Source organism: Streptomyces morookaense (assembly GCF_013030945.1).
In the GTDB taxonomy this organism is placed as follows: domain Bacteria; phylum Actinomycetota; class Actinomycetes; order Streptomycetales; family Streptomycetaceae; genus Streptomyces; species Streptomyces morookaensis.
Genome location: NZ_JABBXF010000016.1, coordinates 1 through 18,698 on the forward strand (window position 1 = coordinate 1; position 18,698 = coordinate 18,698).

Genomic DNA, 18,698 nt, shown 5'->3' on the forward strand with positions numbered 1-18,698 from the left:
GCAATTACTTCCAGGCGGTGCAGGGCAACCGCACCTATCGCACGTGTGTGGTCGCCGCATCCGCCGACTACCGCACCGCGATCGAGCTGGCGTCGATGGGCGCCTGAGCCTTCTGTGGGGGGCCACAACAGCCGGGCGGGCTTCAGGCCGCCAGCACCTGTTCCCCCCGCGCGAGGAGGCCGTACAGCGCCATCGGGGTCACGTACCCGGGCCAGCGCCCGTCGGCGAACAGGTGTACTTCGGCATCCTGGTAGCACTGGTCCACCAGTTGCGAGCAGATCTGGTGGCGCGTGGAGGCCACGTAGCGCCGCAGCCCGGGCAGCGGCAGCCTGAAGCGGTGCGCGGCAATGGCTCCGTAGTCGAGGAAGCTGTACGGCACTCCGACGTAGCGGCGGGCTGCTGCGCACACGGCCGCACGTTGCTGCCCTGTCAGGCCGGGCGGGTACACGTACAGAACGCGCGAGTGCGTGTACTCCTCCAGCGGGCGGATGCGCGCCCCGCCCGGTTCGGCCTCCAGCAACGTCCCGCCGGGCAGGACGAGGAAGGCGTGTTCGTAGTCGGCGAATCCGTTGCCGTTCAGCCACTGGCCGATGCGGATCATTCTGCCGGTGGGTCCTGCTATCCGGGTGAGCCCGATGTCTGCGGGCATGGGGGTGGTGTGCATCATGGAAGGCTCCGCTGCACGCGAGGGGGGTAAGCCACCTGGCTCATACCCGCGTTGGAGCCGTCGGGCACGCGCAGGCGAGCGAGCCTTATGACGGGCCTTGTCGTATACCGTCGACGCCCGCCGTGGCGAGCCAGTCCGTGATGCGCTGCCGGGGCCAGACCCCGCTGAAGCGGGAGACCTCCCGGCCGTCCCGCAGCAGGACGACCGCAGGCACGCCGAGGGCGTCGAAACGCTGCCGGGCCCACTCGGCCCGGGAGATGTCGATCTGTACGCCGATCAGGCCCGCGCCGTGCGCCTCGACCGTGTCCTCCAGGACGGGGGCGAGGATCTCACAGGGCCCGCACCAGGGTGCTGTCAAGTCGACCAGGATGGGCAGGGGTTGGGAGAGGAGCCGGTCGAGTTCCCGCTCCTCGGTGATCTCGTGGAGCACTCCGCCGCGGGGCGGGGCGGCGGACTCGCCGTCGGGGAGATCGGGCATGGTCGCGGCATCGGCGGCGATACGGGCGAAGCGGGCCGCATGCCGGGGAGCCGTGCGGACACCGTTCACTTCGAGTCCTGCACCCAGCAGCCGTTCCAGCACGGCGAGATCGAGTTCGTGGCCGGGGCGTTCGGTGAGCCACACCTCGGCCGGGGACGGTGCGAGGGCGAGCAGCACGTCGGCCAGTGCGTCGTCGACCCGGATGCCGTCGAGGGTGAGGCCGGTCAAGCGATGTGCCTCCGACAGGGCGTGCAGCCGTTCCGACTCCAGGGCGGGGGCGTCGCTCAGGACGAGGCTCCGGAGGGAGCCGAAGGTCTCGGTTCCGGCGAGTGCGGCGAGCCCCGTCCCGGTGAAGCACGAAGATTCCAGTACGAGGTCGGTCAGCTCGGGCATGCCTCCGAGCGCCGCGACGCCCTCGTCGGTGAAGTCGCCGGACAGGACGAGCGTCCGCAAGCCGCGCTGGCCCGCCACGGACCGGATCGCCTCGTCGGTCGCACCGCCCAGGTCGACGACCGTGAAGGTGTCGGGCGGCAGCTCGGCCAGGGCCGCGAGGCCGTCCCCGTCCGTGTCCGCCGCGTAGATCAACTGCGCCTCGGACGGGAGCTCCAGCAGGCCGCTGGGCTCCCGCTCCACGGGGTCCTCGCCCTCGGCGCAGCTGACCAGCGTGCCGGGGAGTCCCTGCTCCGGGAAGCGGATTATGCGAGTCCTGTTGCCCATGCGGCTCATGGTAGGCATGCGGGGCGGCCGCCCGGGTCGGCCGATCGACCGAGTTCGGACCCCCGCCGGTCGGCGGGGGCTCAGCCCTTTCCCACCGGGCGGCCGCCCGGAAACACCACGAGCGACCTCCCGCCCCTCCCCTGCCGCATCGCCGCGAACGCCTCCGGGATGTCGCCGAGTCCGATCCGGTCCGTCACCATGCCCGAGAGGTCCAGCCGTCCTTCCCGCACGTGGTGCGCGATGATCGGCAGGTCCCGGGCGGGGTCGCTGTTGCCGTAGACGCAGCCCGACAACGTCCTTCCGAAATGGAAGAGTTCCAGGGCCGAGAACACGACCTGCTCGCTTTTCCCCCCGATGCCGACGACCGTCGTGCGGCCGCCGCGCCGCGTCGAGGACCAGGCCGTGCGGATGGTCTCCGCCCGGCCCACGCACTCGATGGCGACGTCGGCACCCGGCCCGCCCGCCGCCGCGCGGACCCGCTTGGCCGTGGTGTCGCCGTCCGCCAGGACGAAGTCCGTGGCGCCGGCGGCCCGGGCCGGCTCCTCCTTCTCCGGGGACGCGTCCACGGCGACGATCGCCTCCGCCCCCGCGATCCGCGCGGACTGGACGGCCGCGAGACCGACGCCGCCGACGCCGTACACCGCGACCGACTCGCCGGCCCGTACCCGCGCGCTGTGGTGCACGGCGCCGTAGCCGGTGAGGACGGCACAGCCGAGCAGGGCGGACTCGGCCAGCGGGATCCCGTCGGGCAGCGGGATCAACGCCTCCGCCCGTACGACGGTCTCCTCCGCGAAAGCCGCTGTGCCCAGGCCCGGGTACAGCGCCGACCCGTCGGCGGCGAGCGTGGCGTACGGGGCCCCCGCGGCGCTCGCCGCGTTCGTGCAGAGCCACGGTTCGCCCAGACCGCAGAGGTGGCAATCACGGCAGGCGGGTGCCCAGTTGAGGACGACGCGGTCACCGGGGGCGACCGCGTCCACGCCCTCGCCCACCGCCGTGACCGTGCCCGCGCCCTCGTGGCCGAGGACGGCGGGCACGGACTGGCGCAGTGTGCCGTCGGAGAGGGAGAGGTCGGAGTGACAGACCCCCGCTGCCGCGAGCGCGACGCGGACCCGGCCCGGACCGGGGGCGGGCAGATCGATGTCGGTCACCCGCAAGGGGACGCCGACGGCGGACAGGACTGCAGCGCGGACCATGTCGGTGCCTTTCCGTGAACCGTCGGAACCCTCGGAGCCCCTCGGCAGCCTCAGAGCTGCAGCGACTTCGTCTGCAGGTACTCCGCCAGGCCGTGCGCCCCCAGCTCGCGCCCCACACCCGACTGTTTGTAACCGCCGAACGGGGCAAGGATGTTGAACCCGCCGCCGTTGATGTCGACCTGGCCGGTCTGCATGCGCCGGGCGAAGGCCACCGCCTTGTCCTGGTCGGCCGCCCACACCGCGCCGCCGAGCCCGTACACGGAGTCGTTGGCGATGGCGGCGGCCTCGTCCTCCGTCTCGTACGCGAGCAAGGACAGAACCGGGCCGAAGATCTCCTCCTGCGCGATGGTCATCTGCGGGGTGACGTCGGCGAAGACGGTCGGGCGGACGAAGTAGCCCTTCTCCAGGCCCTCCGGCGCGTCCTTGCCTCCGGTGACGATACGGGCGCCCTCCTCGACACCCTTGGCGATGTACCCGCGCACCCGCTCCCGCTGCTCGGCGTTGACGACCGGGCCGAGCCGCACACCGGGGTCGGCCGGGTCGCCGGGCACGTACGTCGCGACGGTCTCCGCAGCGAGATGGACCGCCTCCGCGTACTGGTCGGCGTGGACGAGTGTGCGTGTGAGCGCATTGCAGCTCTGCCCCGAGTTGCGCATGACGTCCGCCACGTTGGCGGCGATCGCCTTCGCGAGATCGGCGCCCGGCAGGATCACGTTCGCGGACTTGCCGCCCAGCTCCAGGGCGACCCGCTTCACCGCGCCGCCCGCGAGCGCGCCGATGCGCTTGCCGACGGCCGTGGAACCGGTGAAGGAGACCAGGTCGACGTCCGGGTGCTCGGCGAGGGCCTGGCCGGCGACCGGGCCGAGGCCGGTGACGAGGTTGAACACGCCCGCCGGGATGCCCGCCGCATCCACGCACTCCGCGAAAAGCCGGGCCGTGAGCGGGGTGTCCTCGGCCGGCTTGAGGACGATCGTGCAGCCCGCCGCGAGCGCGGGGGCGACCTTCGCGACGATCTGGTGCAGGGGATAGTTCCACGGCGTGATCGCACCGACCACGCCGACCGGCTCGTGCAGGACCACCGAGCTGCCGACCCTCTCCTCGAAGGGGTGGGAGGCGGCGAGTTCGGCGAACGAGCCGGTCACGGCGATCGGCAGCCCGGTGTGCACGCGCTGCGCGAAACCTGTGGGTGCGCCCAGTTCCGCGGTGATCGTCGCGGCGATCTCCGTCTGCCGGGCCGCGAGCGCGTCCCGCAGCGCGGTCAGGTACTTCGCGCGCTCGGCGGGCGCGGTGGCGGCCCAGCGGGGCAGCGCCGTGCGCGCGGCGCGCACGGCGGCGTCGACGTCCGCGGCGGTGCCGGCGGGCACGGTCCCGATGACCTGCTCGTCCGCCGGGTTGACGACGTCGATCCTGTCGCTGCCCTCGGCGGGGCGCCAGCTGCCGTCGATGTACATGCCGTCGTGCGCGCTCACAACCGTCGCCTCCTGACGTCCCGTTGGATACGCGCTCAACCTAACCTCCGTCACCGGCGGCACACCAGGGCGCCCCCGTCCCGGCTCGTACGGCAAGCCCCCGGAAGCTGCCTCGCCGGCCTCCGCCTGCGTGGCCGGATCAGCAGTAGCGCGTCGTGCAGTGGTGCCCCGGCGTAGTGCGTGCCCAGTACCAGCGCGCGAACTGTGACCGAGCTCCGCTCCGTTTCGCACATCTTGCAGAACTGCGTCATGCTCGCGCCGTCGACCCCCGCCATGGCGAGCCAGCCCGGTTCCGCACGCCCGTTGGAGGACGCCTTCCGGACCGCCCGGCTCGGTCTGGTGGACGGGCTGCATAGGCGTCCGAGTCGCCGCCGGCCAATGTCTGCGACGCGAACTGCACGTGCGTGGCGAAGCTGCGCACGGAGTGGCTGCCACCCAGCAGCACGCACCGGGATGTCCGCTGGCGGTTGCGGGAGTCGGCGGGGGCGTCGGGGTAGGGGCGTGCGGGGTCGGGAATTCGCGGGTCGTCGACGTGGCTCCGCCGCCGGCGTCACGGCCATGGGCTTCGGCCCCGGTATCTGCCAGCATGAGCAAGCTCGATCCGATCCTCGTACTCGGGAGGTTCGATGCGTGCAGGCGTCGTGATCGCCGCGCACCCCGGTGTGGAGGATCTCGCCGTGCAGGCCGAGGAGTTGGGCTTGCACAGCTTCTGGGTCAATGACACCCCGATGGTCCACGGTGACCCGTTCGTCGCCTTGAGTCTGTGCGCGAAGGCCACCCGTCGCATCCGGCTCGGTATCGGCGTGACCTCGCCGGCGTTGCGCTCGGCCCCGGCCGCAGCGAGCGGGTTCGCCAGCCTCAATGCCCTGGCACCGGGCCGGATCATCTGCGGGGTCGGCACCGGCAACACCGCTCGGCGCACTCTGGGCATGCAGCCGGCCACGGCGGCCGCGCTGGAGAACTTCACCGCGGCACTGCAGGATCTGTGTGCCGGGCGCCCGACCGAGTACCGCGAAGGGGACCGGGTCCGCGACATCCGGTTCCTCCACGCCGGGGCGCACGTGAACACCACCGATCCGATCGAGTTCGTCGTGGCCGCGCTGCACGGACCCAAAGCCGCCGCCGTCGCCGGCCACCGCAGCGCCGGCCTCATCTCCTTCGGCCTGCTCGACCCCGCCGCCTGGCGCGCGCTGCACGACGCCCGCCGTCAAGCCGCCCACGGCATGCCCCGCGACCACGACTCCTACGTGGTCACCGCGCTCCATCTGCTGCGCGGCGACGAGGACTCCGACAGCGATGCGGCCCGGGACACGACAGGCCATCTCGTCCTGGCGCTGCTGGACTTCGCTGCCGACACACCCGTCTTCGCCGGGCAACTCGGCCCCGACCAACGCGAGGTGGTGCGGCAACTCCTCGCCCGGCGTGGCACGACCGCCACCGCGCCTGACCGGTACACCAAGCTCTACCCCGACTACCTCGGACGCATCGCACCGCAGGACCGGGACCTGGTCCTGCCCTCGCTGATGAACAGCGTGGCCCTCGTCGGCACCCGGCACGACCTCCGCACGCGCATCGCCGCCCTGGAACAGGCAGGCGTGGACGAGCTCCTCATCCAACCCGTGATCGACCCGCCGACCGAGATGGCCCAACTCGCCGAACTCCTCGCCTGAGCGCCATAGGGCGCACGAGATTGGGGGACACCTTGTCCGCATTGCCGACATCATCCAGACTCCGCCGCACCGTCGCCATGACCGCCGCCGCCCTCACCACCGTCACCGGGGGGATCGTCCTCGGCACCGGCACGGCTCAGGCGAATACGCACCTCGTCGGAGCCCAGCTGATCGTCAGCGGAGGCGGCCCGCTGTGCCTCGACAGCAACGCCCACGGCTCCGTCTACGTGGGGGTCTGCAACGGAGGCCCGTTCCAGCGGTGGAACGTCACGTCCTACGACAGCGACGTCAACAACTACTACTCCCGGGTCCAGATCCAGGACGTGGCCACCAAACTGTGCCTGCGCATCCACGCCGACCACCACTGGTACGGCGACCGTCTCGTCCTCAAGACGGACTCCTGCGACTACCGGAACGTCGAGGACCAGTGGAACATGACCTGGGTCGGCAATGTCGCCGGCAACCCCTCCAACGGAGTCCAGTTCTTCAACAAGACCGTCACCAACAAGCACATCGCCGGCGAGTGCCTGACCAACACAACGGGCCTTCTGGACAAGGTCGGCTCGTTGTCCAACGGCATGCCCACCTGCCAGGACCCGAGAAATCAGTACCAGGTCTGGAAGACCCAGGGCTGAGCCCGGCACGTCGGTGAACGGATGCAAGGGGCCTCGCCGCTCCGGGGCGTGAGCGGCGAGGCCCCGACCAGGCCCCTGCCTGTCCGCTAGGGGTGCAACTCCACCCAGTCCACGACCGTGTTGCCCGGCACCCCGTTGTAGTCGTCGCACGGGTCGGACTGGTGCTGGAGCTTGGCGTGGTGCCGCTCGCCGGGGTTGTACGCCCAGGAGTAGACCGCCCATCCGGAGTTGACGCAGACGAAGCTGACTCCTGTGATGGGGCCGATGGAGTAGCTGCCTGCGTCGTTGTAGCAGTACCTGTTGCCGGGGGTGACGACGGCAAAGGCGCAATCCGACGCGGCTGCGGCCGTCTTGGTGACGCGGACACCGTCGGCGGGCGAGGCGGAGGCGGAGGTCGCCCCCAGCAAGCCGAGGCCCGCGGCGAGGACGGATGCGGTGGCGGCGATTCTTCGCGGTGTGTTCACCGTGCTCCTTTGGATACGCAGATCGGAACGTGCGGAAAAGGACACGCTCAGATGCTGCCGTCCGCCCCGCACCGCCGACAGGACGTCCAGCGGACGTTTAGCGGACGTTCTCCCACGGCGGCCACAGTCGGGAACGTCAAGCCGCGCGGCCAGGGGCCGCGCGGTCCGGGCCCGGAGGACGGGGAGAGGACATGGCGGAACGGTTCGGCACAGTGCTGCGCACCTACAGGCGACGGGCCGGGCTGACCCAGGAGGAACTGGCCGAGCAGGCCGGGCTGTCGGCCCGGACCATCCGCGCACTGGAGTCCGGGCAGGGGCGGGTGCCCCGCCTCGCCTCGGTACGGGAGGTCGCCAAGGCCCTCGGGCTGAAGGCGGGCGAACAACAGCGCCTGCTCGCCACCGCCACGGACGCGGCCGACGAGACCGAGCAGCCCGGTCAGCCCGGGCGCCGCCGCTATCTGCCGTACGACATCCCGGACTTCACCGGGCGCGCCGCCGAAGTGGCCCGGATCGCCGAGCTGGTCGGCAGCGGAAGCGCGGGCGCGGTGCTGGTCTCCGCGATCGACGGCATGGCGGGCGTCGGCAAGACCACGCTGGCGGTGCACGCCGCCCATCTCATGGCCGAGAGGTTCCCGGACGGCCAGTTCTACTGCGACCTCCACGGCTTCACGCCGGGCTACGAACCCGTGGGCCCGGCCTCGGCGTTGGAGGCGCTGCTGCGCATGGCCGGTGTCGACGGCGCGCGCATCCCGCACACCCTGCAGGAGCGGTCGGCCCTGTGGCGTACCACGCTGTCGGACCGGCGGACGCTGGTGGTGCTGGACAACGCCGCCACTGCGGAGCAGGTGCGTCCGCTGCTGCCCGGCTCCGCGTCGTGCGCGGTGCTGGTGACCTCGCGGCGGCGGCTCCTGGCGCTGGAAGGCGCCGTCCCGCTCTCGCTCGACGTGCTGCCCGAGGCGGAGGCGTGCGCGCTGGTGGCCCGGATCGCGGGACCCGACCGGGTCGCCGACGCGCCCGAAGCGGTCGCCGAGATCGCCGAGTTGTGCGGCCGGCTGCCGCTGGCGATCCGGATGGCAGCGGCCCGGCTCGCCCACCGGCCCGCGTGGACGGCGCAGGACCTCGCCTCCGAACTCCGCGCGGGCCGCCGCCGGTCCGGCTCCGGCGGCAACGAACAGGCGGTCAGCGCGGCCTTCGCCCTCTCCTACGCGCGCCTCGGCCCGGGCTGTCAGCGGCTGTTCCGGCTGCTCGGCCTGCACCCCGGCGCCGATCTCGACGCGTACGCGGCCGCGGCCCTGGCGGGCACGGACGTGGCGACGGCCGGGCAGTGGCTGGAGGAGCTCGTCGACGTGCACCTGCTGGAGCAGTACGCGCCCCACCGCTATCAACTGCACGATCTGCTCCGCCGACACACGCAGGAGGTCCTGCACGAGAGCGAGCCGCCCGCACACCGGGAAGAGGCGGAGCTGCGGCTCCTCGACCACTATCTGCACACCGCGCGGAACGCCCGCCTCGTGACGGCGCCGGGACAGCGGCTGCTCCCGTTCGAGGTCGCCCACCCACCCGACGACACCCCGGACGTGAGCGACCGGGCCTCGGCCCTGGCCTGGTACGAGGCCGAGCATGCCAACCTCGTCGCGATGATCACGCAGGCCGCCGCACACGGCAGGAACGAGCATGTGTGGCAGTACACCCATGTCCTCCAGCACTTCTTCGACATCCGCGGGCGCACCCTGGACTGGGTCACCACCCACGAACTCGCCCTGGCCGCCACCGGGAACCTCGGCAACCACCCGGCCCACGCCGAGATCCTGACCAGCCTCGCCATCGCCTGCTGGCACGCGGGGCGCCCCGAGGACGCCTTCGACCGGGGACTTGAGGCGCTGGCCTTGTGCCGGGAGCTCGGCGACGCGTGGGGAGAGGCCGTCATTCTCACCAACTTCGGTATCGCCCAGGAGCAGTTGGGGCAGATCGAGGAGGCCGTCGACCTCCACCGGCAGGCCCTGGCCCTCTACGGCGGCATCGATGCCCCCTGGGGCGAGGCCCTGAGCCTGACCAGCCTCGGCACGGCCCACACCCGGCTCGGGCGGGCCGCGGAGGCCCTCGATCACCACCGGCGGGCTCTCGACCGCTACCGGCGGATCGGCGACCCGTGGGGCGAGGCCCGCACCCTGACGAACATGGGCACCGGCTACCGGCAGTTGGGCCGGTTCGGCGAGGCCGTCGCCCACCACGCACGCGCGCTCTCCCTCGACCGCCGGATGGGCGACCGGCGCGCGGAGAGCGAGGTCCTCAACGACCTCGGCGCCACCTACCACGCGGCCGACCGCCGCGACACCGCCCGCCGGCGGCATCAGCGGGCGCTGGACATCGCCCGCGCCATCGACAGCAGCCTGCAGATCGCCCGCGCCCACCAGGGCATCGCCCACGCCCTGGCCCCGGACGACCCCGCCGCCGCCCGCCACCACGCCGAGCAGGCACTCGCGGTCCAGGGCGAGCTGAGCGCCCCCGAAACCGCCGAACTCACCGCGCTCCTCGACGCCGACGGTGGACTCAGGGGGGAGTGAGGCTGTCGAGCCGGGCGGCAAGGTCGGGGTGGGCGGCGGACAGGTGGGGGCGGATGACGGCCAGAGGGGCGATGAGACCGGCGGGGTCGTCATGGGCGAGGGCCGCATGGAGCTTGTCGCGCGGGCGGCGGGCGGCGGCGGGGAGATCGGTGAGTGCAGTGATCTGTCCGGCGAGGCGGCGCAGGTCGGCGGCGTTGGTACGGGCCCAGCCGGCGGTGACGCGTTCGGCGGCCCGCGCCTGGCGGGTTGCCGTGACGCGCTGCTCGCCGGTGGTTCCGGCGGGGCCGGGACGCCCGCGCAGGTAGCGGCGTTCGGCCGCCTGGCGGCTGGCGACGCCGAGGGGGCCGGCGAGGTCCGCCCAGCTGGCGCCCGCGTCGCGGGCGGTTTCGATCAGGCCGGTCTCCCATCCGGCGAGCTGCTCGCGCACCTGCCGCAACAGCAGCAGGGAGGCCAGCGCCTGCTCCGGCCCGGGACCGGGCGCTTCGGGACTGTCCGGAGAGTCCCGCCGCGTGTCGTGCTGGGCGTCGCGCAGGGCGTCGTCTATGGCCCTGAGGGCCGCCGCTGCGGCGAGGAACGACGCCGGGCTGTGGGCATTCGCGCTGGTCAGGGGTGGTTGGTCGGCTGCGGTCACAGGCACCTCCCTCGGTCTGTCATCACATCGACGACATTTTGTTTGTCATCCATTGGATGACATGTTACAACGGTGTCAGTGAAGCGCATTGGCAGCGACTGCCCGAACCTGCTGGAGGTGTTCTCACGATGTTGATGCGCACTGACCCCTTCCGTGAGCTGGACCGGCTGGCGCAGCAGCTGACGGGCCCGGGCACCTGGTCCCGTCCGTCGGTGATGCCGATGGACGCCTACCGCGAGGGCGACGACTACGTGGTGGCCTTCGACCTTCCCGGCGTCAGCGCCGACGCGATCGACATCGACGTCGAGCGGAACATGCTCACCGTCAAGGCCGAGCGCCGGCCGGTGGCGAAGAGCGACGACGTGCAGATGGAGCTGTCCGAGCGGCCGCTGGGCGTCTTCTCCCGCCAGATCGTGCTCGCCGACACCCTCGACACCGAGCACATCAAGGCCGACTACGACACGGGCGTGCTCACCCTGCGCATCCCGATCGCCGAGCGCGCCAAGCCCCGCAAGATCTCCATCCGCGCCGGCTCCGACCACAAGGAGATCTCCGGCTGACACCGGCCGGACGGGGGCACTCCGAAGAGGAGGAGGTGGCGTCCGAGATGACCCTGCGAGCCGAAGCGTTCCTCGATCGCGTGAAGGAACGCGGGGAGTACCGCACCACGGAGGAAGCCGAGCGCGCGGCCCGCGTGGTGCTCGCCCTGCTCGGCGCGCATCTGGTGGGCGACGTCCGCGCCCGTCTCGCGGCGCGCCTGCCGGAGGGCTTCGCCCTGATCCTGCTCAACCCGTTGCAGAGCGCCGAACCGCTGACCCCCGAGCGGTTCGTCCGGGCGACCGCCGCCTGGATCGAGGGCGCCACCGAGCAGACGGCGGCCTGGGACGTCGGCGCCGTGCTGTCCACCGTCGCCGACGCAGCCGGCGACGACCTGCTGGGGCAGATCCTGCTCCAGCTCCCCGCCGGCTACGACCTTCTCTTCGGCCGCCCCCAGCCCACCTGACCACGACGGGTGGTGCCGCACCCCGGCACCACCCTTCCCATACCGGCTCCACGAAAGGCATGCACCTCAGTGATCTCCGACGCACAGGTACCGCTTGAGCACCGGCAGCCGTACGGGACCGCGTACGAGCAGATGCTGGAGAAGGTCCGCTACGACGGCGCCTACCCCACCCGCGAGCGGGCCGACGAAGCCGTCCGCCTGGTTCTCGCGGGGCTGGGGCGCCAGCTGACCGGTGACGAACGCGTCGATCTCGCCGCCTGTCTGCCCTTGGAGGCCGCCCGCGTCCTCACCGCGCAGATCCCGGACACCCGGCCCCTGACCGGCTGGGCCTTCGTCAAGGACCTCGCCGCCCGCACGGGCGCCTCCCTGGCCACGACCCGCTGGGACACCGGATCCGTCTTCTCCGCCGTCGCCGCCCACGCCGGCCCCGACCTCATCGCCCGCATCCTGGACCAACTCCCCACCGGCTACGCCCTGTTGTTCGGCCGCGCCGAACTCACCCCCGCCGCGTAGCCGGCGAGGCCGCGGGCCCGGCTCAGCGCGACTGCCGTCCGGCGTCCGGCCCTGCGTCCGCAGAACGCGCCGCGGCGGCCTGCTCACGGGCCGCCCTGCGCCGGCGTGAGGCCATGCTCAGCCCACCCACCAGGGCGATCAGCCCGCCGGTGATGGCTCCGGAAACCAGCTTGTGCAACAGATCGTCCATCGGTACCCCGTTCACTCGTGCACGACGCGGACGCGCGACTGATCGTTGACACGTCGCGCGTCCCCACCGTCGTGGAGGGCGATGAAATACCGATGAATCCACGGAGAGAGGGCTGCCGCTGTGCCGCAGCCCGGCGCAGACGGCGGCTCACATCGCGCGTCCTGGCATGGGAACGCACCGCCGTGTCCCCGGTGCGGCCGGGGCCCCTGTCACCAGCGTCCTGCCATCCGGGTGAATCCGCGGCGCGCCCCTCATCCCCGGCCCCGGCCGGGGTACTCCGCGGACCATGGCCAAAACGAACCCCATCGAGCTCCAGAAGTGCCTCAAGGGCATGGACTACCCGGCGACCAAGGAAAAGCTGGTCGACCACGCCAAGAAGCACGGAGCCACGAAATCCACCGTCGACGCGCTCAGCGCCATGCCGAAGAAGGAGTACGAGTCGCCCGCGGCCGTCACCAAGGCCGCGGTGAAGGAGGGCGGGAAGTAGACACGAGCACAAGACACACGCGGAGCGCCGCCACGTCCCCCGGACCGGTGGCGCCCTGCGGGTCAGTGCAGGACGTCCGGCTGTTCGTGAAGGATCTCCTCGCGCAGCGGCAGGAATCCGCGCCAGTTCTGACCCTGCAACCCTGTCTGGTTGTACGTGAACCGGGCCACCTCGGGGTCGATGGGCCGGAGTTCGCCGGCCGCCGCCGCGATGAGCTGGACCTGTGCGGCGCGCTCGGCCTGGACGTAGAGGGTGGCCGCCTCCTCCACGCTGCGCCCCACGGTGAGCAGTCCGTGGTTGGCCAGGATGGCCGTGCTCATGCTGCCGAGCTGTTTGGCGATGCGGGCGCCTTCGGCCGGGTCGTACACGATGCCCTGGAAGTCCGGTACGACGACGTTGTCCTCGAAGAACAGGCAGGCGTCCTGGGTGATGGGGAGCAGGGGCTGTCCCAGTGCGGCGAGTGCCTTTCCGTGGAGCGAGTGGCTGTGGGCGGCCGCGACGATGTCGGGGCGCGCGTGGTGCAGTTGGGAGTGGATGGCGAAGGCGGCCTTGTTCACGGGAGCGTCGCCGTGGACGACGAGTCCTTCGGCGTTGACGAGGATCAGGTCGGACACCCGGATCCGGGAGAAGGACCGTCCGAGGGGGTTCACCCAGAAATGGTCGAGGAGTTCCGGGTCCCGTACGGTGATGTGGCCGGCGAGGTGTTCGCCGTAGCCGAATTTGCCGAAGATCCGGAAGGCGATGGCGAGTTGTTCCCTGCGGTGCCGGCGCTCCTCCTCCACGGTGGCGAATTCCGGCGGCCCGGGCAGTTTCGGGTCGCGGGGACGGAGGGATGCGGCGAATGATCCGTCAGTCGGTCGGGGCATCCGGGGTCCTCTCCTGCTCAGCCGGTGAGCACGGCGTCGTCCAGCCGCTCGGCCTCGACGGTCTTGTTGCCCACGATGCTGATCAGCACCGCGCCGAAGGTGATCGGTGCTCCGGCGACGGGTACCGGCAGCTCGCCGGCGAAGGGGTTGCCCCGTTCGCGCAGGTTGCGCACCAGGTGTGTCGGGTCGAAACCCTGGACCCCGCCGACCGGGCCGGTCATGCCCACGTCGGTGACCAGCACGGTGCCGCCCGGCAGGAAGTGCAGGGGAACGGTGGGTTCGTGCGTGTGGCTGCCGAGCACAGCGGCCGCCTCGCCGTCGACGGCATGGGCGAAGATCTGTTTCTCCAGGACGTGGTCGCCGTGGTAGTCGACGATGACCGCGCCGATTTTCTCCGCCGACTGCCAGGCCCGGTAGGCGGGGTAGAACTTGTCGGCCACGCCTCTCGCGGAGTGCATCGCGCAGGCGTCGGCGAGGTTGACGACGGTCACCGTGGCGCCGGCCGCCTCGACGGTGATGACGCCCCGTCCCGGGACGCCGGCCTCGACGTTGGCGGGGCGCAGGACTCGCGGCAGGTCCAGCGACGCCACGGCCTGCGGGCTGTCCCAGGAGTGGTTTCCGCCGCAGATGACGTCGGCCCCGGCGGCGAGCAGCCGCTCCAGTTGTCCGACGGTCGTGCCGAATCCGTCCGGAGCGCAATTCTCCGCATTGATCAGGATCAGGTCCACGCCGTATGCCCGGCGCAATTCCCCGATCCTGCGGACGAGGAGTTCCGCGGCTTCCGTTCCCACGACGTCACCGATGTAGAGAACTCTCACCTGGCCGCCCCCAAAAGGTCCATCAGGTCATTCAACTCTGCCCAGGGGGTTGGGAACCCGCATCCCACCATCGTCACATTCACGCGCTACGACCTTCGGCACACTGCGTCTCCGCCTGTCCAGCGATTAGGGTGAGCGCCCCCCAGGAACTCCTGGGAACGGACGGAGGATGAATGCGATGGCGGGATCTCGTCGTTCCCGGCCCAATCCCGTACTGACGGGCCCCGACCGGGCGGCGGCCAGGGCGGCGCTGCGCGCGACCGGCCTGTCCGGCAGGGAACTGGCCCAGCCCATGATCGGTGTCGCGCACAGCTGGATCGGCACGATGCCGTGCAATCTCAACCACCGCGTGCTGGCCGAGGCGGCCATGCGCGGGGTCAGGTCCGCCGAGGCAACTCCCCTGGAAATCAACACCATTGCCATATCGGATGTCATCACCATGGGCACCGTGGGCATGCGCACTTCCCTGGTCAGCCGCGAGGTGATCGCGGATTCCGTCGAACTCGTCGGCAGGGGCCATGCGCTGGACGGGCTTGTCACGCTGGTGGGCTGCGACAAGACGATTCCGGCCGCGGCCATGGCACATGTGCGTCTCGACATACCCGGTGTCATCGTCTATTCCGGTACGACGCTTCCCGGCCGTTTCCGGGGCAGGGACGTCACCGTGCAGGACGTCTTCGAGGGCGTGGGCCGGCATGCGGCCGGTGAGCTGGACGACGCGGGGCTCGCCGAACTGGAGCGCAGCGCCTGCCCGGGCGCCGGGGCGTGCGGAGGCCACTACACGGCCAACACCATGGCGATGGCCATGGAGTTCCTCGGTCTGTCGCCGTTCGGCTCGATGGATCCGCCCACCGGCGACCCGCGCAAGTCCGAGGCCTGCCGGGACGCCGGGGTGCTCGCCGCCCGCCTGGTGGAGGACGGTCTGAGGCCGAGCGCGATCCTGAGCAGGGACTCGTTCCGCAACGCGATCACCGCGTGCGCGGCCACCGGCGGCTCGTCCAACCTCGTCCTGCATCTGCTGGCCATCGCCGCGGAGAGCGGAATCCCGCTGGACATCGACGAGTTCGACGAGATCAGTTCCCGTACCCCGCTCATCGCCGACCTGCGCCCCAGCGGCCGGTACACCGCCGTCGACCTGGACCTCGCGGGCGGCACCCGGCTCGTCGGCCGGCGGCTCCTCGAAGCGGGGCTGCTGGCCGGGGACGCGCTGACGGTGACCGGGCGTTCGCTCGCCGCCGAGGTGGGCGAGGCCGTCGAGCGGCCGGGCCAGCAGGTGATCGCCCCCGCCGGTGCCCCGTTCGCCCCGTCGTCGGGACTGGTCGTGCTCCGGGGGAACCTGGCCCCGGAAGGCTCCGTCCTCAAGACCACGGGAACCGGTACGCGCAGCCTGACCGGCCCCGCGGTGGTCTTCGACTCCGAGGAACTCGCCATGAGCGCCGTGCAGTCGGGCGCCATCTCCGAGGGCGACGTGGTGGTGATCCGGTACGAGGGCCCGCGCGGCGGCCCCGGGATGCGGGAGATGCTCGGTGTCACGGCCGCCCTGGTGGGCCGGGGCCTGGGGCCCTCGGTGGGGCTGCTCACCGACGGCCGGTTCTCGGGCGCCACCCTGGGCCTGATGGTGGGGCATATCGCGCCGGAGGCCGCCGACGGCGGGCCGCTCGCCGCCCTGCGGGACGGCGACCTCGTGACGATCGACCTGGACCGCCGGGTGGTCGACGTGGACCTCTCCCCGGCCGAACTCTCCCAGCGCCTGAAGGAATGGGAGGCGCCGCCGTCCCGGTGCCCCGCCGGTGTGATGGCCAAGTACCGCGACGTCGTCTCCTCGGCGGCGGCCGGCGCGATCACGACACGTCCGCGTTCCCGCGGCCGGACGGAGAACCCGTGAGCGGGCCCGGCCGGCTGTCCGGCAAGTCGGCGGTCGTCACGGGCGCGGCCCGCGGTATCGGACGCGCCACCGCCCTGCGCTTCGCCCGGGAGGGCGCGCTGCTGACCCTCACCGACGTGGACGGGAAGGCCCTCGGCGAACTGGCCGCGGAGCTGGCCGCACAGGGCGCCGAGCCGGCCACGGTGACCGGTGACGTCTCGGTGCCCGCGGACGCCGGACGCATGATCGCCGCCGCGGTCGAGGCGTACGGCCGGCTGGACGTGCTCGTCGCCAACGCCGGGATCCTGCCGCTGAGCAGGATCACGGACGCGACCGCGGACGACTGGGACCACGTCATGGCGGTCGACGGCAGGGGCATGTTCCTCACCTGCAAGTTCGCCGTCGAGCAGATGGCCGCGGCCGGCGGCGGCGCGATCGTGTGCCTGTCGTCCATCTCCGGGCTCGCCGGCCAGGCGGGCCAGAGCACCTACGGCCCGGCGAAGTTCGTGGCCACCGGGCTCACCAAGCACCTCGCGGTGGAGTGGGCGGACCGGGGCATCCGGGTCAATGCCGTGGCGCCGGGGACGATCCGTACGGACCGGGTGCGCCGGCTGCCGGACGAGCCGGGCGGTGCCGCGTACCTCGCCGAGATCGAGCGCAGGCATCCGATGGGCAGGATCGGCGAGCCGGACGAGGTCGCGGCGGCGATCGTCTTCCTCGCCTCGGACGAGGCCTCGTTCATCACCGGCGCGGTGCTGCCCGTGGACGGCGGATACCTGGCGCAGTGAGCCACGGTTCCGGCCCGCCCCGTTCCGCGGCGGGCCGGAGCCGCGTCACCGTGCGCGGGGGACCCAGGCAACGGCCCGGCCGGGTGCGCCTGTTGCCCCTTCCAGCTTGACGGGGAGGAAACAGAACCAGGCGCCGCGCGGGGGCAGGGAGTCCAGGCGGGCGAGCCCCTCGACGAAGACCGCGCCGGCCCCGAGGCCCGTCACGTGCACGTCGACGGGCAGCTTTCCCTGCACGGGGGCGATGCTGGGGGCGTCGCTGCCCGCGCAGCGGACACCGCGGTCCAGGAGCAGCCGGATCGCGCCGACGTCCGGTGCGGGCCACGCGTCGCCGCGTCCGGTGACGATGACGTCGTGCGCGTACGCCTGCCCGGCCCGGCCGCGGCGGTAGCGGGAGTCCCACCCGGAGCGGAACAACACCACGTCGCCCGGGGCGAGTTCGCCGTGTTCGTCCTCCCAGGCGGTGATATGACGGGCCGTCACCAGCGGGCTGACGGCCGGCTCCCCGGCCGAGCCCGTCAGCGCGGAGACGTCGACGACGGCCGCGGGTCCGGTGAGCTGGGACAGCGGGACCCGGTCCGCCGAGACGCCGCCCCACTCCCCCGCGTTCGGCAGGCCGGAGTCCTCGTGCGGGATGAAGTGGGTGGGTGCGTCGAAGTGCGTTCCGGTGTGTTCGTCGATGGCGAGCCAGCGGGTCGCGTACGGGCCCTCCCTGCTGTACAGCGGAGCCGGGGCGACGTCCTGCCGGTTCTCGTACCAGTTCCACACCTTCGCCTGATAGGGCTGATGCGTGGGCCAGTAGCAGGGCAGGTCCTCGGCCACCAGCACGGAGAGGTCGACGATCTCGTACCCTCCGGCCCATGGCGGCGACGCCTTCGGGCCGTTCTCCGGGGATCCGTCAGCCATGCGACGAAACACCTCCTCGATCTCCCATGACACCCAGCAGGAAAGCCTTGTTGACGGCCTGGATACGCGATCTCACGCCGAGCTTCGTGTAGATGTTGGTCAGATGCCGCTTCACCGTTCCCTCGGCGATGAAAAGCGTTCCGCCGACCTCGCTGTTCGTCAGGCCTTTCGCCACGAGGCGGAGCACTTCCACCTCGCGCCGGGACAGCAGCCGGCCGGATTCGCCGAGGCCCCGCATCATGTCCCGGGGGATCGACATGACGACCCGGTCGCCGCTGTTCACCACCATCCGTACGGCGGAACGGAGTTCGTCACGGTCGCCGTCGGGCACCAGAAAGGCGCGTACCCCGAGCCGCACCAGTCTGCGCAGCAGGCCGGGGTCGTCGCGTCTGGCCAGCAGGACCATGGTTCTGGTGCGCGGGGCCAGCGCGGCGATGCGTGCGATCAGGGTTTCCAGGGGCGGGCCGGGAATGCCGCAGTCGATGAGCACGACGTCCGGCTGCTCGCGTTCCGCCGTCTCGATGCAGCGGTCGCCGTCGCCGGCCTGCCCCACGACGGAGAAATCGGCATCCGCATTCAGCAGCGCCGTGATTCCCTGCCGGTACAGGGAGTTGGGGTGGGCCAGGACGATGCTGATGCGTTCTTGATTCTCTGAAACGGGACGCCCCCATCGTTCGACGACGTACACATCCTCGCGCGGGCCTGCGCGGAGTCAAGGCCAACGGCCCGCGGATCACGGGCACTTGAGGGCTGCGGCGGGGGGCCGTAGGGTCATTGG

The 18,698-nt window shown here is 71.8% G+C and carries 20 protein-coding genes; 9 read left to right on the forward strand and 11 right to left on the reverse strand.

Annotation, left to right across the window (positions count from 1 at the left end):
• Positions 1–142: 142 nt before the first annotated feature.
• The 4 genes from HG542_RS08900 to HG542_RS08915 form a co-directional block, all read right to left on the reverse strand.
• A complete protein-coding gene (locus tag HG542_RS08900; RefSeq protein WP_171079569.1) occupies positions 143–667 on the reverse strand; it encodes a C40 family peptidase in 525 nt (174 codons plus the stop codon).
• 85 nt (positions 668–752) lie between these two features.
• Positions 753–1,862, reverse strand: a complete 1,110-nt coding sequence (locus HG542_RS08905; RefSeq protein WP_171079570.1) for a thioredoxin family protein — start codon at positions 1,860–1,862, stop codon at positions 753–755.
• An 80-nt stretch (positions 1,863–1,942) separates the two neighbouring features.
• The gene (locus HG542_RS08910) at positions 1,943–3,055 is read right to left on the reverse strand and encodes a zinc-binding dehydrogenase (protein WP_171079571.1); all 1,113 of its coding nucleotides are present in this window, start codon (positions 3,053–3,055) and stop codon (positions 1,943–1,945) included.
• Between the two features lie 50 nt (positions 3,056–3,105).
• Positions 3,106–4,524, reverse strand: coding sequence for an aldehyde dehydrogenase family protein (locus tag HG542_RS08915; RefSeq protein ID WP_171079572.1), 1,419 nt, complete (start codon positions 4,522–4,524; stop codon positions 3,106–3,108).
• 626 nt (positions 4,525–5,150) lie between these two features.
• Here HG542_RS08915 and HG542_RS08920 point away from each other — a divergent pair.
• Positions 5,151–6,194 carry an LLM class flavin-dependent oxidoreductase gene (locus HG542_RS08920; protein ID WP_171079573.1) on the forward strand — a complete coding sequence of 348 codons (1,044 nt, stop codon included), beginning with the start codon at positions 5,151–5,153 and terminating at the stop codon, positions 6,192–6,194.
• A 41-nt stretch (positions 6,195–6,235) separates the two neighbouring features.
• A complete protein-coding gene (locus HG542_RS08925) occupies positions 6,236–6,829 on the forward strand; it encodes a ricin-type beta-trefoil lectin domain protein (protein ID WP_171079574.1) in 594 nt (197 codons plus the stop codon).
• Between the two features lie 86 nt (positions 6,830–6,915).
• Here the strand turns inward: HG542_RS08925 and HG542_RS08930 are convergent, their stop codons facing one another.
• Positions 6,916–7,293, reverse strand: a complete 378-nt coding sequence (locus tag HG542_RS08930) for a hypothetical protein (RefSeq protein ID WP_171079575.1) — start codon at positions 7,291–7,293, stop codon at positions 6,916–6,918.
• A gap of 191 nt (positions 7,294–7,484) precedes the next feature.
• On the opposite strand from HG542_RS08930, the gene HG542_RS08935 reads away from it, so the two are divergent.
• Positions 7,485–9,857 carry an ATP-binding protein gene (locus HG542_RS08935; protein WP_171079576.1) on the forward strand — a complete coding sequence of 791 codons (2,373 nt, stop codon included), beginning with the start codon at positions 7,485–7,487 and terminating at the stop codon, positions 9,855–9,857.
• Here HG542_RS08935 and HG542_RS08940 read toward each other — a convergent pair.
• Entirely contained in the window at positions 9,844–10,488 is a 645-nt protein-coding gene (locus tag HG542_RS08940) for a type III effector protein (protein WP_171079577.1), read from the reverse strand. The genes HG542_RS08935 and HG542_RS08940 overlap by 14 nt on opposite strands.
• A gap of 128 nt (positions 10,489–10,616) precedes the next feature.
• Here HG542_RS08940 and HG542_RS08945 point away from each other — a divergent pair, with 128 nt between their 5' ends.
• The 3 genes from HG542_RS08945 to HG542_RS08955 all read left to right on the forward strand — a co-directional run bounded on the left by HG542_RS08945 (position 10,617) and on the right by HG542_RS08955 (position 12,004).
• The gene (locus tag HG542_RS08945) at positions 10,617–11,048 is read left to right on the forward strand and encodes an Hsp20/alpha crystallin family protein (RefSeq protein ID WP_171079578.1); all 432 of its coding nucleotides are present in this window, start codon (positions 10,617–10,619) and stop codon (positions 11,046–11,048) included.
• Positions 11,049–11,095: 47 nt separating this feature from the next.
• The gene (locus HG542_RS08950; protein ID WP_171079579.1) at positions 11,096–11,491 is read left to right on the forward strand and encodes a DUF2267 domain-containing protein; all 396 of its coding nucleotides are present in this window, start codon (positions 11,096–11,098) and stop codon (positions 11,489–11,491) included.
• A gap of 69 nt (positions 11,492–11,560) precedes the next feature.
• Positions 11,561–12,004: a DUF2267 domain-containing protein gene (locus HG542_RS08955; RefSeq protein WP_171079580.1), complete on the forward strand. Its 444-nt coding sequence runs from the start codon at positions 11,561–11,563 to the stop codon at positions 12,002–12,004.
• 22 nt (positions 12,005–12,026) lie between these two features.
• Here the strand turns inward: HG542_RS08955 and HG542_RS08960 are convergent, their stop codons facing one another.
• On the reverse strand, positions 12,027–12,194 hold the full coding sequence (locus HG542_RS08960) for a hypothetical protein (RefSeq protein ID WP_171079567.1): 168 nt from the start codon (positions 12,192–12,194) through the stop codon (positions 12,027–12,029).
• Positions 12,195–12,480: 286 nt separating this feature from the next.
• Between HG542_RS08960 and HG542_RS08965 the strand changes: the two genes are divergently transcribed.
• Positions 12,481–12,681: a DUF2795 domain-containing protein gene (locus HG542_RS08965; RefSeq protein WP_171079581.1), complete on the forward strand. Its 201-nt coding sequence runs from the start codon at positions 12,481–12,483 to the stop codon at positions 12,679–12,681.
• A 62-nt stretch (positions 12,682–12,743) separates the two neighbouring features.
• Here HG542_RS08965 and HG542_RS08970 read toward each other — a convergent pair whose 3' ends face one another.
• Entirely contained in the window at positions 12,744–13,547 is an 804-nt protein-coding gene (locus HG542_RS08970; protein WP_171079582.1) for a class II aldolase/adducin family protein, read from the reverse strand.
• A gap of 17 nt (positions 13,548–13,564) precedes the next feature.
• Positions 13,565–14,365 (reverse strand): YmdB family metallophosphoesterase, encoded by an 801-nt coding sequence (locus HG542_RS08975; RefSeq protein ID WP_171079583.1) that lies wholly within the window; start codon positions 14,363–14,365, stop codon positions 13,565–13,567.
• A gap of 178 nt (positions 14,366–14,543) precedes the next feature.
• On the opposite strand from HG542_RS08975, the gene HG542_RS08980 reads away from it, so the two are divergent.
• Positions 14,544–16,250, forward strand: a complete 1,707-nt coding sequence (locus HG542_RS08980) for a dihydroxy-acid dehydratase (protein ID WP_171079584.1) — start codon at positions 14,544–14,546, stop codon at positions 16,248–16,250.
• On the forward strand, positions 16,247–17,017 hold the full coding sequence (locus tag HG542_RS08985; protein WP_171079568.1) for an SDR family NAD(P)-dependent oxidoreductase: 771 nt from the start codon (positions 16,247–16,249) through the stop codon (positions 17,015–17,017). The genes HG542_RS08980 and HG542_RS08985 overlap by 4 nt, the downstream gene beginning before the upstream one ends.
• 45 nt (positions 17,018–17,062) lie before the next feature.
• Here HG542_RS08985 and HG542_RS08990 read toward each other — a convergent pair whose 3' ends face one another.
• Together HG542_RS08990 and HG542_RS08995 are read right to left on the reverse strand one after the other, a co-directional pair.
• Entirely contained in the window at positions 17,063–17,920 is an 858-nt protein-coding gene (locus HG542_RS08990; protein WP_171079585.1) for a cyclase family protein, read from the reverse strand.
• Positions 17,913–18,608 carry a response regulator transcription factor gene (locus HG542_RS08995; protein ID WP_171079586.1) on the reverse strand — a complete coding sequence of 232 codons (696 nt, stop codon included), beginning with the start codon at positions 18,606–18,608 and terminating at the stop codon, positions 17,913–17,915. Before HG542_RS08995 ends, HG542_RS08990 begins: the two co-directional genes overlap by 8 nt.
• Positions 18,609–18,698: the final 90 nt, after the last annotated feature.

Bases quoted from the DNA above. Each gene is read 5' to 3' on its own strand.
- HG542_RS08960 (WP_171079567.1), bottom strand. From the start codon at position 12,194: ATGGACGATCTGTTGCACAAGCTGGTTTCCGGAGCCATCACCGGCGGG.
- HG542_RS08905 (WP_171079570.1), bottom strand. From the start codon at position 1,862: ATGGGCAACAGGACTCGCATAATCCGCTTCCCGGAGCAGGGACTCCCC.
- HG542_RS08965 (WP_171079581.1), top strand. From the start codon at position 12,481: ATGGCCAAAACGAACCCCATCGAGCTCCAGAAGTGCCTCAAGGGCATG.
- HG542_RS08935 (WP_171079576.1), top strand. From the start codon at position 7,485: ATGGCGGAACGGTTCGGCACAGTGCTGCGCACCTACAGGCGACGGGCC.
- HG542_RS08945 (WP_171079578.1), top strand. From the start codon at position 10,617: ATGTTGATGCGCACTGACCCCTTCCGTGAGCTGGACCGGCTGGCGCAG.
- HG542_RS08920 (WP_171079573.1), top strand. From the start codon at position 5,151: ATGCGTGCAGGCGTCGTGATCGCCGCGCACCCCGGTGTGGAGGATCTC.
- HG542_RS08910 (WP_171079571.1), bottom strand. From the start codon at position 3,055: ATGGTCCGCGCTGCAGTCCTGTCCGCCGTCGGCGTCCCCTTGCGGGTG.
- HG542_RS08990 (WP_171079585.1), bottom strand. From the start codon at position 17,920: ATGGCTGACGGATCCCCGGAGAACGGCCCGAAGGCGTCGCCGCCATGG.
- HG542_RS08900 (WP_171079569.1), bottom strand. From the start codon at position 667: ATGATGCACACCACCCCCATGCCCGCAGACATCGGGCTCACCCGGATA.
- HG542_RS08980 (WP_171079584.1), top strand. From the start codon at position 14,544: ATGGCGGGATCTCGTCGTTCCCGGCCCAATCCCGTACTGACGGGCCCC.
- HG542_RS08970 (WP_171079582.1), bottom strand. From the start codon at position 13,547: ATGCCCCGACCGACTGACGGATCATTCGCCGCATCCCTCCGTCCCCGC.
- HG542_RS08950 (WP_171079579.1), top strand. From the start codon at position 11,096: ATGACCCTGCGAGCCGAAGCGTTCCTCGATCGCGTGAAGGAACGCGGG.